We start from the raw sequence: 13,927 nt of genomic DNA, 5'->3' as shown, positions 1-13,927 counted from the left end.
AAGTGCGTGCCGCGTGCCGATCAACCGCCCAGATCCAGGAGTTCATCGATGACGTCGACCACCGACGCCGCCACACCCGCCGATTCGGCAGCACCCGCCGAAGCCCGGCCTGCACGCGCTGCGCGTCCCGCCAAGCGTCGCGCCGAAGGTCAGTGGGCCCTCGGCTACCGCGAGCCGCTCAACGCCAACGAGCAGGCCAAGAAGGACGACAACCCGCTCAACGTTCGGGCCCGCATCGAGAACATCTACTCCAAGCAGGGCTTCGACAGCATCGACAAGGGCGACCTTCGCGGCCGCTTCCGCTGGTGGGGTCTCTACACCCAGCGCGAAGAAGGCTACGACGGCACCTTCACCGGCGACGAGAACATCGACCTGCTCGAGGCCAAATACTTCATGATGCGCGTGCGTTGCGACGCCGGCGCTCTCAACGTCGAGCAGCTGCGCACCATCGCCGGCATCTCGAAGGAATTCGGCCGGAACACCGCCGACCTGTCCGACCGCGAAAACGTCCAGTTCCACTGGATCGAGGTCGAGAACGTCCCGGAGATCTGGAAGCGCCTCGAAGCCGTCGGACTCAAGACCACCGAAGCATGCGGTGACTGCCCCCGCGTCGTCCTCGGTTCTCCCCTGGCCGGCGAATCGCTCGACGAGGTCCTCGATCCCACCCCGGCGATCGACGAGATCGTGCGCCGCTACATCGGCGACCCCAAGTACTCCAACCTGCCGCGCAAGTTCAAGACCGCCATCTCCGGTCAGCAGGACGTCGTTCACGAGATCAACGACATTGCCTTCATCGGCGTGAACCACCCCGAGCACGGCCCGGGCCTCGACCTCTGGGTCGGCGGCGGACTGTCCACCAACCCGATGCTGGCGCAGCGCGTCGGCGCCTGGATTCCGCTCGACGAGGTCCCCGATGTCTGGGAAGGTGTCGTCTCGATCTTCCGTGACTACGGCTACCGTCGTCTGCGCGCGAAGGCAAGGCTCAAGTTTCTCATCAAGGACTGGGGCATCGAGAAGTTCCGCGAGGTTCTCGAGACCGAGTACATGAAGCGCCCGCTCATCGACGGCCCGGCGCCGGAGAAGCCCAAGCGTCCGATCGATCACGTCGGCATCCAGAAGACCCGCAACGGCCACAACGCAGTCGGTTTCGCTCCGATCGCCGGCCGCGTCTCGGGAGACATCCTGGCTCAGGTCGCCGACGCCGCCGAGAAGGCCGGCAGCGACCGGATCCGCTTCACGCCGTACCAGAAGCTGATCATCCTCGACGTCGCAGACGAGACGCTCGAGCCGCTCATCGCCGATCTCGACGCGCTGGGCCTTCCCGCCCGTCCGTCGCACTGGCGCAAGAACCTGATGGCCTGCTCCGGCATCGAGTTCTGCAAGCTCTCGTTCGCCGAGACCCGCAAGCGTTCGCAGGTGCTCGTGCCCGAACTCGAGCAGCGTCTCGCCGACATCAACAGCCAGCTCGACGTGCCGATCACCATCAACATCAACGGTTGCCCCAACTCCTGCGCTCGCTCGCAGATCGCCGACATCGGCTTCAAGGGCCAGCTCGTCGACGACGGTGAGGGGAATCAAGTCGAGGGTTTCCAGGTTCATCTGGGAGGCAGCCTCGGATTCGACAGCGCCTTCGGACGCAAGCTGCGCCAGCACAAGGTCACCAGCGTCGAGATGGGTGACTACATCGACCGCGTCGTACGTCAGTTCGTGAAGAACCGCAACGAAGGTGAACGGTTCGCCGAATGGGCAGTGCGCGCAGACGAAGGAGATTTGCGATGACAGTGGACATTTCGCGAGCAACTGCCGACGAGCTTCGGTCCATCGCCGAGCGCGGTGCCGTGGAACTCGACGGCGCCAGCGCACAGGAACTGTTGCAGTGGACCGAGGACACGTTCGGTGACTCTTACATTGTTGCGTCGAACATGCAGGATGGGGTGCTGGTTCACCTTGCCGCACAAGTTCATCCGGGCGTCGACGTACTCTTCCTCGACACCGGCTACCACTTCCCCGAGACCATCGGCACGCGTGACGCGGTCGAGCAGGTCTACGGCGTCAACGTCATCAATGCACGCGCGCTGGCGAGCGTTGCCGAGCAGGATGTCGCCGAGGGCAAGGATCTGTTCGCCCGTGATCCCAACCGCTGCTGCGCATTGCGCAAGGTCGCGCCCCTCAAGCAGACACTGTCCGGCTACAGCGCGTGGGTGACCGGCATCCGCCGCGTCGAAGCGCCCACCCGCGCCAACGCTCCCCTGATCTCCTTCGACGAGGCCTTCGGCCTCGTGAAGATCAACCCGATCGCTCCGTGGTCGGACGAGGAGATGCAGAACTACATCGACACCAATTCCATCCTCGTCAATCCTCTTGTCGACGAGGGCTATCCGTCCATCGGCTGCGCACCCTGCACCAGCAAGCCAGCCCCCGGCAGCGATCCGCGTAGCGGTCGTTGGGCCGGTGCCTCCAAGACAGAATGCGGGTTGCACGCATCATGACAGTTGACTTGACACTTTCGCGTCCTCAGCTCGACGGCACACAGTTCGATACTCTCGACGCCCTCGAGTCCGAAGCGATCCACATCTTCCGAGAGGTGGCCGGCGAGTTCGAACGCCCGGTCATTCTCTTCTCGGGCGGTAAGGACTCCACCGTGCTGCTGCATCTGGCGATCAAGGCCTTCTGGCCTGCGCCGCTGCCGTTCACCCTGCTGCACGTCGATACCGGCCACAACCTGCAGGAAGTTCTCGACTTCCGCGACCACGTCGTGGCGAAGTACAACCTGCGCCTGCACGTGGCGAGCGTCGAGGAGTACATCGCGGACGGTCGCCTCACCGAGCGCCCCGACGGTATTCGCAACCCGCTGCAGACCGTTCCGTTGCTGGACGCGATTTCCGAGAACCGCTTCGACGCCGTCTTCGGTGGCGCTCGCCGCGACGAGGAGCGCGCCCGCGCCAAGGAGCGAATCTTCTCGCTGCGCAACGCTTTCGGCCAGTGGGATCCCAAGAAGCAGCGCCCGGAACTGTGGAACCTCTACAACGGTCGCCACTCCCCCGGCGAGCAGGTGCGCGTCTTCCCGCTCAGCAACTTCACGGAGCTGGACATCTGGCGTTACATCGCTCGCGACAACGTCGAACTCGCCAGCATCTACTACGCCCACCAGCGTCCGGTGTACCAGCGCGACGGCATGTGGATGACCCCCGGAGTCTGGGGTGGTCCGGCTGACGGCGAAGAGCTGCAGACCCTTTCGGTGCGTTACCGCACCGTCGGCGACGGTTCGACCACCGGCGCTGTTCTCTCCGATGCGGCTGACAACGAAGCGATTCTCGCCGAGGTTGCGGCATCACGTTTGACCGAGCGCGGCGCGACCCGTGGCGACGACCGAGTTTCCGAAGCGGCCATGGAAGACCGCAAGCGAGAGGGCTACTTCTGATGAGCGATCTGCTCAGACTGGCAACTGCCGGCAGTGTCGACGACGGGAAGTCCACACTCGTGGGCCGCCTGTTGTACGACACGAAATCCGTTCTCGCCGACCAGATCGACGCCGTGACCCGTGCGTCGGTGGACCGCGGTCTCGACACCCCTGACCTCTCCCTGCTGGTGGACGGTCTGCGCGCCGAGCGTGAGCAGGGCATCACCATCGACGTGGCGTACCGCTACTTCGCGACCCCCAAGCGCACCTTCGTGCTGGCCGATACACCCGGCCACGTGCAGTACACCCGCAACACGGTGTCCGGTGCCTCGACGGCTCAGCTCGTGATCCTGCTGGTCGATGCCCGCAAGGGTGTCATCGCGCAGACTCGTAGGCACGCAGCGGTTCTGGCGTTGCTCGGTGTCCCGAAGCTCGTCCTCGCCGTGAACAAGATCGACCTCGTCGAGAACCCGGAAGAGGTCTTCACCTCGATCTCCGCCGAGTTCAACGAACTCACCAGCTCACTGGGCTGGGCAAGCGAAGACGTCGTCGAGATCCCGGTGTCGGCACTGCACGGTGACAACGTCGCCATCCGCTCCGACAAGACCCCGTACTACACCGGCCCCACGCTGATCGAGCACCTCGAGTCGATTCCGGTCGACGCCGAGCCGCATCGCGTCGGCCTGCGCTTCCCGGTGCAGTACGTGATCCGCCCCCGCACCGCCGAGTTCCTCGACTACCGGGGATACGCCGGTCAGGTCGCTGCCGGTTCCGTCGTACCCGGCGACGAAGTGGTGATCCTGCCCTCGGGTACGCGCACCACCGTTACTCGTATCGACACGGCCGACGGTGAACTGGACGTCGCCCACGCGGGACGCAGTGTCACACTGATCCTGGCCGACGACGTCGACGTATCCCGCGGCGACACCATCGCCTCGCCGTCTGACGCACCCGAGCCGATCGGCGAATTCGACGCCACTGTCTGCTGGCTGGCCGAGAAGCCGCTGCGCCCCGGTGCACGCTTGCTGCTCAAGCACGGCACGCGCACGACGCAGGCCATCGTCGGCAGCTTGGTGGAGCGATTCAACGAGCAGGATCTCACCACGGATCAGGGCCCGGAAACGCTCGAGCTCAACGAGATCGGCAAGATCTCGATCCGGGTGGCCGAGCCGATCGTGGCCGACGACTACGCCGTCAATCGCCACACCGGCAGCTTCCTGCTGATCGATCCCGCCGGTGGAAACACTCTCGCCGCAGGCCTCGTCGGCGACGTCATTTCCGCTGTCGAATTGGGCGAGCGCGTCTAAGACGATGGTTCCGCTCATTGCTGTTGCTCACGGCAGCCGTGATCCCCGTTCCGCTCGGGTGATCACGGCTGCCGTAGCGGCTCTTCGTGAAGCCCGGCCAGACCTCGATGTCCGGCTGGCGTTTCTCGATCTCAATGCACCGTCCATCGATCAGGTCCTGGACGGAGTTGCACACGACGGCCATACTCACGCCGTTGTTGTTCCGATGCTGCTGGGCAACGCCTTCCATGCTCGGGTAGATCTGCCGGGGCTCTTGGCCGCTGCCGCGGTACGCCACCCCCAACTGACCGTGTTCCAAGCAGACGTACTGGGTCGCGATGCTCGGCTGATCGAAGCGGTGCGCGAGCGAATTCTCGAAGCAGGTGCACGGCCGGATGATCCGTCGGTCGGTGTCGCTCTCGCGGCAGTCGGCTCGTCCGACGCGCGCGCCAATGCCGCGACCTCAGAATTGGCCTCCACGCTTCTGACCGGAACCAACTGGTCGGGTGTTCGAATCTGTTTCGCCACGTCTGCGGAACCGACAGTAGCCCAGGCGATCTCCGCTCTCGAGCAGGACGGCGCAGAACGCGTTGTCGTCGCACCGTGGTTCTTGGCTCCCGGCCTGCTGACCGATCGACTCAGCGCTGCCGCAGCAACGGCGTGTCCGCGCGCGCGTTTCGCCGACACGATCGGTGGGCACTCTCTACTGATCGAAACGATGATCGACCGTTACCGACAAGTCGCTGACGCACTACCCGACCGTCTGGTCCGCTCCGCCTGATCCGGTTTCACAGGCCGTTATCAGATTGTTACCGTAGTGTTGGATCTGTCCAGCCCGCGAAGGTACCTCCTTCGCCTGCGAAACAGATCTTTGGGTGCAATCCCCTCAGAGCGCCGCGAGAGGGAACACCATCACTCACAATCTTCGCCTCGGCACAGCCGGCATCGCATGGGTCCTGTCGGTGCTTTACCTGCTTGTCGAAATCTTCACGGCCGGAGCCTGGAAGACGCCGTACAGCTTCGCGCGTGACTCCATCAGTTCACTGGGTGTGACGACATGCAGCGTGGATTCGTGTTCGCCGATGCACGACGTCATGAACGCGGCTTTCATGATCCTCGGTGCGCTCACCATCCTCGGTGCGGCCTTGCTACACAAGTACATTCCGGACGGTCGTGCGAAGAAGTGGATTCTCGGTCTTGCCGTCGTCGTTGCACTGAGCACCGCGGCTACCGGACTCTTCCCGGCCAACGACGGGACCTTCGTTCACTGGACCGCAGTACTTCCGGGCTTCGTCGCCCGTCATGCCGTACTCGTACTCATGGCAATTCAGTTCTGGAAGCACAGCAAGTGGATCGCGGTGTGGTCGGGACTGTGCGCAGCAACCGGAATCGTCGGCGCCGTACTGCTTCTCGGACGAACCCTCACCTTCGGCTTGGGTGAACGCCTGACGCTGTACCCACTACCGATGTGGATGGCTGTCACCGGCGTCGCAGCTCTGCTCGCGTTGATGCGCCGAACCGTGTTGAAGAACGTGGAACTGACACTGCCCGGTAACGGATTCATCACCGCTCTGTTGTCGTTGCGCCCGCGTCGATCTCGCGCAGCGGTACCTACCGACGTTCTCGCCCCACGGGAGCTGACCAGTTTGTAGCGAAGCTGGGGTGAGCAGGGACACACTGGTAGGGAGGCGACGCGAGGAGACTTCCATGACCAGTGCATCTGTTCGACACGGAATCGTGGCCGGTATCGACGGCTCGGCAAGCGCGGTCAACGCCGCGAGGTGGGCAGCCTCGGCTGCAAAGAGATTCGACGAACCACTGCGGCTGACCCACGTGCTGCCAGGACAACCCGAGTCCGGTGGCGGTACCAACGTCACCGACGAAGAGATGTTCGACCACCACCTTCGCGTCGAGGGTGCCAAACTTCTCGACGAGGCCGAGGACGCCATCCGCGACGACCACACCGACGTCACCATCGAACGCGGCCTCGTGACCGGCACTCCCGCAACCACACTCGTCGAGCTGTCGAAATCCGCCCGCATCGTTGCGCTGGGTCAGGCGGGTACGAGCGAGATGCAATCGGTGTTTCTCGGGTCCGACACCATTCGGGTGGTCAACCGGGCACACTGTCCCGTGGCTGTCTTCCGCGGTAACGGTGATCACGCGACAGCCGACAGCAGGCCCATCGTCGTCGGCGTCGACGGAAGCAAGCTCAGTGAACTAGCCGTGGCGCACGCCTTCGAGTTTGCCGCGTTCCTCGGCGCACCGTTGGTTGCGGTCCACACGTGGAACGAGCACGCCTCGCTGGGCGGTTATTCCGAAGCCAGGCGCTTCGTGGACTGGGGGCCGTACGAGCAGCACGAGCACGCTCTGTTGTCCGAGTGCCTCGCCGGGTGGACGGAGAAGTACCCCGACGTCGACGTCACCCGCAGTGTCCAACGCAGCGGACCGATGAAAGCGCTGCTCGAGCATTCGGCGGAGGCGCAACTCGTAGTCGTCGGCAGCCATGGCCGCAGCCCGTTCATGGCGTCGATCGTCGGATCGACCAGTCAGAGCCTGATCCACCACGCCCAGTGCCCGGTCCTCGTCTGCCGCGAGGGCTGAACTCGTTTCGCTGTTTCCCGACCCGCGGTTCTGAGCGAACGGCACGTTCGGCGCCATCAGGAGACCGAAAGTGCCGTTCGCTCAGCTATGGGTGGGGGTAGAACTGGGCAATCAGGGCGAGCGGGTCATACCTGGCCGACGACACTCACCGTGACCGGCTCCTGCACCGGCGTCGACACCGGAGTCTCCGGCAGATCCGGCACCCGGGTTGCCCGGGCGTACACCGTCTCCCCCGCCTCGAGGTGCAGCGCTGCACTGTCACCGCGCGTGACCTGAGCCGAGAAGAGCTCACCGGTTGCCTCGTTGCGCAGGTCCACGCGAACCTCGAAGCCGAGGTACACGACGCGCTCGACGGTGGCGCGTGTGACGCCCAGGGACTCGGCCGTTCCGGACTCCTGAGCGAGAGCCATGCTCGGATCGCGGCCGAGGCGGATGTCGTGCGGACGAACCAGCTGCCCGTTGAGCTTCGCGACGGATCCGAGGAAGGACATCACGAAGTCGTTCGACGGGCGGTCGTACAGGTCGGCTGGTTCGCCGATCTGCTCGATCCGACCCTTGTTCAGCACCGCGATACGGTCTGCCACGTCGAGAGCCTCCTCCTGGTCGTGGGTGACCAGAACGGTGGTGACGTGCACCTCGTCGTGCAGACGACGCAACCAGGTGCGCAGGTCGGCACGAACCTTCGCGTCGAGCGCGCCGAAGGGCTCGTCGAGCAGAAGCACCTGCGGGTCGACAGCCAGAGCGCGCGCCAACGCCATGCGCTGACGCTGACCACCGGACAGCTGCGCCGGGTACCGATGCTGAAAGCCGTCGAGGCCGACGATCCCCAGTAGTTCGTTGACCTTCTTCTCGATCTCCGGCTTCGGGCGCTTGCGGATCTTGAGCCCGAACGCCACGTTGTCCCGCACCGTCATGTGCTTGAACGCCGCGTAGTGCTGGAACACGAAACCGATGTCTCGCTTCTGCGGCGAGACGCCGGTGACGTCCTTGCCTGCGATGGTGATGGTTCCCGAATCGAGTTCTTCGAGCCCTGCGATCGAACGCAGCAACGTCGACTTTCCCGAGCCACTGGGCCCGAGCAATGCCGTCAACGAACCCGAGGGAATGTTGACCGTCACGTCGTCGAGCGCCGCGAAATCACCGTAGTTCTTGCGGGCCCCGGTCACTGTGATCATGTGGTGCTCCTCTTACGGTCCAGCAGCGTCATCAGCAACAGGACAATGATGGCGATGCCCATCAGCAGCGTTGCCGCCGAATACGCACCAAAGGTGTTGTGGTCGTCGATGTATCGCGAATGCACCAGCAATGTCAGTGTCTGGGATACCCCGGGGAAGCCGGAAGAGACCATGATGACTGCGCCGAATTCACCGAGCGAACGCGCCACCGTCAACACGATTCCGTATGTCAGGCCCCAGCGGATCGCGGGCAAGGTGATCCGCCAGAACGTCTGCCAGCCCGAGGCACCGAGCGTCGCGGCAGCTTGTTCCTGCTCGTCGCCGATCTCGTGAAGTACGGGTTCGACTTCCCGGACGACGAAGGGCAGCGTCACGAAAATCGTCGCGATCACCATGCCGGGCAAACCGAAGATGACCTTGAACCCCAACGATTCGATGCCGCCGAACCACCCGTTGGCACCCCACAGAAGGATCAACGACACACCGACGACGACGGGCGAGACTGCGAAGGGCAGGTCGACCACCGACTGCAGTACGCCCCGCCCCGGGAAACGCCCACGCACGAGCGCCAGAGCCGTGACCACACCGAACACGACATTGATCGGGACCACGATCGCCACGATGATCAGCGAAAGATTCAGCGCGGAGATCGCTGCCGGCGTCGTGATCGATTCGAGGAACGGGCCGATTCCGTTTTCGAACGTTCGCGTCAGGATCACGCCGATCGGCACGACCAACAACACGAACAGGTAGACGAGAGCGATGGTCCGCAGACCGATTTTCGATCCTCTGGACACGTTCATCGGGAACTCTCCTCACGTCGCTGTCCCCGCGAAGCGAAGATTCGCAGGACGAACAGCGTCACGAATGCGATGGCCAGCAACGCTACTGAGACAGCAGCGGCGTTGGTAGGCCGATCGATCTCGATCTGCTGCTGAATGAACTGCGACGTCATCTGCGTCACGCGCGGAATGTTGCCGCCGATCAGGACGACCGAACCGTATTCACCGATCGCGCGGGCGAACGCGAGTCCCGCGCCGGAGATGACGGCAGGCGCCAGCGTCGGAAGGACGACCGAGCGGAAGATCGTCCAGTTGGAAGCGCCCAAGGACGCAGCTGCCTCCTCGACTTCGCGGTCGACCTCCATCAGCACCGGCTGCACCGAACGGACGACGAACGGCAAGGTCACGAAAGCCAGAGCCACGATCAGTCCGGGCTGGGTTGCGTTGAGGTGGATATCGATCGGCGACTGCGGTCCGTAGAGGGACAGCAACACGATCGACGCCACGATCGTCGGCAGAGCGAACGGCAGGTCGATCATCGAGTTGACGATGCGCTTGCCCGGGAACTCGTCCCGGACCAGGACCCACGCGATGATCGTGCCCATCACGACGTTGATCAGTGCCACGATGATCGAGACGAACAACGTCACGCGCAGCGACGCCAAAGCAACGGGTGCGGTGACGGCGTCCCAGAATCCGGAGATCCCCTCGTCGAACGCCGTGGCGGTCAACGCGGCGAGCGGCAGCAGAACGATCACGGAGAGCCACAGGGTGGCGACTCCGATTCCGAGCGGCCCCACACTCCCCGTGACCCGCGCGAGTTTTCGCCGACGAGCCACGGGGGTGGGGTCGATAGTGTCAGTCACGTCAGTCTTACTTGGTCGCGTTGTCGTAGATCACTGCGATCGAACCGGTGTCCTTGGTGAACAGGGCACTGTCCACGGCCTTCCAGCCACCGAGGTCTGCGATCGTCCACAGCTTGGTCGGCTCGGGGAACTTGTCGGTGAACTTGGCAGCGACTGCGGGATCGACGGGACGGAATCCTGCCTCGGCCCAGAGCGTCTGGCCCTCGGTCGTGTACAGGTAGTCCTTGAACGCGGTCGCCTTGTCGAGGACCTTGCTGTTCGAGATCACGGCAACGGGGTTCTCGATCTTGAAGGTCGTGGGCGGGGTGACGTGCTCGACCGGGTCGCCGTTGCCTTCGATGAACAGTGCCTCGTTCTCGTAGCTGATCAGAACGTCACCGCTGCCCTGCAGGAAGGCTTCCGAAGCCTCGCGTCCCGACTTGGGCTGGATCTTGACGTGATCGTTGACCAACGCGGTGACGTAGTCGAGGCCCGCTTGCGGGTTCTTGCCACCGTCACTCTTGGCGGCGTAGGGCGCCAAGAGGTTCCACTTGGCCGAGCCGGAACTGAAGGGGTTCGGCGTGACTACCTCGAGGCCGGGCTGGAGCAGGTCGTCCCAGTCCTTGATGCCCTTCGGGTTGCCCGGACGGGTCACGATGGTGACAACCGATCCGAACGGAATCCCGTTGTAGGCGTCCTGGTTCCAGTTCTGATCGACCAGACCGGCATCGACCAGACGGGTGATGTCGGGCTCGACGGAGAAGTTGACGAAGTCGGCCTCGGCGCCGTCCTTCACCTTGCGCGACTGGTCACCCGAGGCGCCGTACGAAGGATTGAAGTTGACGTTCTTGCCCTCGTCGGTGGCCTGGAAGGCTGCGGTGAGCTTGTCGAAGCCGGGCTTCGGCACGGCGTAGGCGAACAGGTTGATCGTGCCGGCGCTACCGTCGCTGGCGGCGCTGTCACCACCCACGGTGTCGCTCGAGCCACCACTGCACGCTGTGAGTACCACGGCCCCCATGGTCGCGATAGCAGTGAGAAGTGTGCGGGAACGGCGTTTCATTGCAGATACCTTCCTGAAAGGACTGACAAACGAGGGTTGAGCAAACGACAAGTCCGAGACCTCTGGGGCTGATTCCATCGGGACGTTCAGACATGGAGAGCCGACGGGCAAAGAGCCCTGAATCGGGGGGCGCGAGTTACACGCGGAGAAGTTCGAGTGGGGTGCGCAGCACCACCGAAGAGGTCGAACTCAGGAAATCAACAACAGGCGACGTCAGCGACGTCGAGCATGCCGACAGCAATCAACGCCAACTGGTGGCGGATTACGGGAGCTGTTGCTTCGGACACGCGGTGGACTTTAGCAGAGCACCGGCGACCGCTCTAATCGGGAGAACTAACGGGTGAGAAGCCACGCGACGATCACGAGGAGAATCAGGGCGATCAGGGCGAGAGTGACCCGTGAGCGGGGCATCAGCTTTCCTCTACTTCTCGAGAATTCCTACGCAACCAGCCGAAGAGCGGCAGAGCGAGCACGGCGGCCAACGCGCGATCCAGACCGATGGCCACCAGGCGGCACAGCGGAACGACGACGATCAGGACCAACGCGACCTGCGGGATGAACGGGAGCCCCGCCATCCACAGCTCGAAGCTGTCCCACCAATCCGCTATCCGTTCCACGCCAACACCCTATCCTTCGGGCGACGAGGCCCCGACAGCGTGTGGATTGGACGTGTGTCGATTCTGGCCGGATGATGGCCGAATGAGTGCTGACGACGAAGTGGTGCAGACGATTCCTCCCGCCTCCACGGGTCACCATCGAAGCAACTTTCCCCCGATCGACGACTACGCGTTTCTTTCCGATTGCGAAACCTCGTGCCTGATTGCCCGTAACGGATCTGTCGAGTGGATGTGCGTTCCCCGCCCGGACTCCCCCAGCGTGTTCGGTGCCATCCTCGACCGCAGCGCAGGCCATTTCCGTATCGGCCCTTACGGCCAGAACGTGCCCGCGGCAAGACGCTATCTCCCGGGTGGACTGATCCTCGAGACCACCTGGCAGACCGAGACCGGCTGGCTCGTCGTCCGTGACGCCCTGGTTCTCGGCCCGTGGCACAACGTCGACAAGCGATCGAACACCCACAAGCGCACACCGACGGACTGGGATGCCGAACACACCCTTCTCCGTACGGTCAAATGTGTCAGCGGCACCGTCGAACTCGAGATGAGCTGCGAGCCCGCGTTCGACTATCACCGCGGCACGGCGAATTGGGAGTACACCGGAAAGGTCTACGAAGAGGCGACGGCAACGTGTCGCTCCGCAAAGCCTGGAGACCATCCCACTCTGCGCTTGACCACCGACCTACGACTGGGTCTGGAAGGTCGTGAGGCACGGGCCCGAACACGGCTGGTCGAAGGCGACAACGTCTACGTCGCGCTCTCGTGGTCGGATCTTCCCGCGCCGCAGACGTTCGACGAGGCCGCCGACAAGATGTGGCAGACATCCAAGTCGTGGCGCGAGTGGGTCACGATCGGCAAGTTCCCCGATCACCCGTGGCGCGGATACCTGCAGCGCAGTGCGCTCACACTCAAGGGCCTCACCTACGCACCGACCGGAGCCCTCCTCGCAGCTTCGACGACCTCGCTACCGGAAACACCAGGTGGAGAACGTAACTGGGACTACCGCTACGCGTGGGTTCGCGACTCCACTTTTGCACTGTGGGGCCTCTACACGCTCGGGTTGGACCGTGAGGCCAACGACTTCTTCAACTTCATCTACGACGTGTCGAGTTCGGACAACGGTCAGCCGCACCCCTTGCAGGTGATGTACGGGATCGGCGGCGAGCGCACGCTCGAGGAATCCGAACTCAACCATCTGTCCGGCTACGACGGCGCCCGTCCGGTGCGTATCGGCAACGGGGCGTTCGATCAACAGCAGCACGACATCTGGGGCACCATGCTCGACTCGGTGTACCTCCACATCCGTACCCGCGAGCGTGTCCCCGAAGCACTGTGGCCTCTGCTCAAGAAGCAGGTCGAGGAAGCGATCAAGCACTGGCGCCAACCCGACCGCGGGATCTGGGAGGTGCGCGGTGAACCGCAGCACTTCACGTCGTCGAAGATCATGTGTTGGGTTGCACTCGATCGCGGTGCCAAGCTCGCAGAGATGCAGGGCGAGAAGAGCTTTGCGCAGCAATGGACGGCCATCGCGGACGAGATCAAGGCCGATATCCTTGCGCACGGAGTCGACTCGCGTGGAGTTCTGACGCAGCGCTACGGGCATGATTCACTCGACGCGTCGCTCCTGTTGGCACCGCTGCTGCGCTTCCTGCCGGCCGACGACCCGCGTATCCGGGCGACAGTGCTGGCGATCGCCGACGAGCTCACCGAGGAGGGGCTGGTCCTGCGCTATCGCGTCGACACCACCGACGACGGATTGAGCGGCGAGGAGGGCACGTTCACCATCTGTTCCTTCTGGCTCGTCTCCGCCCTCGTCGAGATCGGCGAGCTGGATCGGGCAAAGCATCTCTGCGAGCGCCTGCTCGGGTTCGCGAGCCCGCTCAAGCTGTACGCGGAGGAGATCGACGCCCACACCGGTCGTCATCTGGGTAACTTCCCGCAAGCGTTCACACACCTGGCGCTGATCAACGCCGTGGTCCACGTGATCCGTGCCGAGGAAGCTGCCGAGGCCGGAGCTTTCCAGCCCGCGCACAACGCAACCTAGACCCCTGCTGTGGGGGGGGTTTTAAAAACCCCCCGGTGATTAAGTGGGCAAAGGGCCGTTAGGCGCCCCCCCGGGAGGTGGGGGGGGGGTCGGTATATGGATTTAATATAACACAAC

Annotated in this window: 14 protein-coding genes; 8 read left to right on the top strand and 6 right to left on the bottom strand. The window is 63.7% G+C overall.

The window, feature by feature from the left end:
• Nucleotides 1-48: 48 nt before the first annotated feature.
• From ABWI03_RS24105 to ABWI03_RS24075, 7 genes are all read left to right on the top strand, one after another.
• Nucleotides 49-1,779, top strand: coding sequence for a nitrite/sulfite reductase (locus tag ABWI03_RS24105; protein WP_298781143.1), 1,731 nt, complete (start codon nt 49-51; stop codon nt 1,777-1,779).
• Entirely contained in the window at nt 1,776-2,489 is a 714-nt protein-coding gene (locus ABWI03_RS24100) for a phosphoadenylyl-sulfate reductase (RefSeq protein ID WP_042924073.1), read from the top strand. The genes ABWI03_RS24105 and ABWI03_RS24100 overlap by 4 nt, the downstream gene beginning before the upstream one ends.
• Nucleotides 2,486-3,421 (top strand): sulfate adenylyltransferase subunit CysD, encoded by a 936-nt coding sequence (gene cysD / locus ABWI03_RS24095; RefSeq protein WP_020908199.1) that lies wholly within the window; start codon nt 2,486-2,488, stop codon nt 3,419-3,421. The genes ABWI03_RS24100 and cysD overlap by 4 nt, the downstream gene beginning before the upstream one ends.
• Nucleotides 3,421-4,707, top strand: coding sequence for a sulfate adenylyltransferase subunit 1 (locus ABWI03_RS24090; RefSeq protein ID WP_095969758.1), 1,287 nt, complete (start codon nt 3,421-3,423; stop codon nt 4,705-4,707). Before cysD ends, ABWI03_RS24090 begins: the two co-directional genes overlap by 1 nt.
• Before the next feature lie 4 nt (nt 4,708-4,711).
• On the top strand, nt 4,712-5,467 hold the full coding sequence (locus ABWI03_RS24085; RefSeq protein WP_095969757.1) for a sirohydrochlorin chelatase: 756 nt from the start codon (nt 4,712-4,714) through the stop codon (nt 5,465-5,467).
• 94 nt (nt 5,468-5,561) lie between these two features.
• Complete coding sequence (locus ABWI03_RS24080; RefSeq protein ID WP_095969756.1) at nt 5,562-6,338, top strand: DUF998 domain-containing protein; 777 nt, start codon at nt 5,562-5,564, stop codon at nt 6,336-6,338.
• A gap of 55 nt (nt 6,339-6,393) precedes the next feature.
• Nucleotides 6,394-7,290 (top strand): universal stress protein, encoded by an 897-nt coding sequence (locus ABWI03_RS24075; RefSeq protein ID WP_298781152.1) that lies wholly within the window; start codon nt 6,394-6,396, stop codon nt 7,288-7,290.
• A gap of 125 nt (nt 7,291-7,415) precedes the next feature.
• Here the strand turns inward: ABWI03_RS24075 and ABWI03_RS24070 are convergent, their stop codons facing one another.
• The 6 genes from ABWI03_RS24070 to ABWI03_RS24045 form a co-directional block, all read right to left on the bottom strand.
• Nucleotides 7,416-8,465 carry a sulfate/molybdate ABC transporter ATP-binding protein gene (locus ABWI03_RS24070; RefSeq protein ID WP_007731046.1) on the bottom strand — a complete coding sequence of 350 codons (1,050 nt, stop codon included), beginning with the start codon at nt 8,463-8,465 and terminating at the stop codon, nt 7,416-7,418.
• Complete coding sequence (cysW, locus tag ABWI03_RS24065) at nt 8,462-9,268, bottom strand: sulfate ABC transporter permease subunit CysW (protein ID WP_003944503.1); 807 nt, start codon at nt 9,266-9,268, stop codon at nt 8,462-8,464. Before cysW ends, ABWI03_RS24070 begins: the two co-directional genes overlap by 4 nt.
• Nucleotides 9,265-10,113: a sulfate ABC transporter permease subunit CysT gene (cysT, locus tag ABWI03_RS24060; RefSeq protein WP_124569250.1), complete on the bottom strand. Its 849-nt coding sequence runs from the start codon at nt 10,111-10,113 to the stop codon at nt 9,265-9,267. Before cysT ends, cysW begins: the two co-directional genes overlap by 4 nt.
• Before the next feature lie 7 nt (nt 10,114-10,120).
• Nucleotides 10,121-11,152: a sulfate ABC transporter substrate-binding protein gene (locus tag ABWI03_RS24055; protein WP_003944569.1), complete on the bottom strand. Its 1,032-nt coding sequence runs from the start codon at nt 11,150-11,152 to the stop codon at nt 10,121-10,123.
• A gap of 197 nt (nt 11,153-11,349) precedes the next feature.
• Nucleotides 11,350-11,439 carry an Ms4533A family Cys-rich leader peptide gene (locus tag ABWI03_RS24050; protein ID WP_309599318.1) on the bottom strand — a complete coding sequence of 30 codons (90 nt, stop codon included), beginning with the start codon at nt 11,437-11,439 and terminating at the stop codon, nt 11,350-11,352.
• A 123-nt stretch (nt 11,440-11,562) separates the two neighbouring features.
• The gene (locus ABWI03_RS24045) at nt 11,563-11,769 is read right to left on the bottom strand and encodes a hypothetical protein (protein ID WP_095969753.1); all 207 of its coding nucleotides are present in this window, start codon (nt 11,767-11,769) and stop codon (nt 11,563-11,565) included.
• Nucleotides 11,770-11,851: 82 nt separating this feature from the next.
• Here ABWI03_RS24045 and ABWI03_RS24040 point away from each other — a divergent pair, with 82 nt between their 5' ends.
• Entirely contained in the window at nt 11,852-13,810 is a 1,959-nt protein-coding gene (locus ABWI03_RS24040; protein WP_003944557.1) for a glycoside hydrolase family 15 protein, read from the top strand.
• Nucleotides 13,811-13,927: the final 117 nt, after the last annotated feature.

Origin of the sequence: Rhodococcus baikonurensis (assembly GCF_040489275.1) — a bacterium.
In the GTDB taxonomy this organism is placed as follows: domain Bacteria; phylum Actinomycetota; class Actinomycetes; order Mycobacteriales; family Mycobacteriaceae; genus Rhodococcus_F; species Rhodococcus_F baikonurensis.
This window is presented reverse-complemented; position numbering and strand designations above follow the sequence as displayed.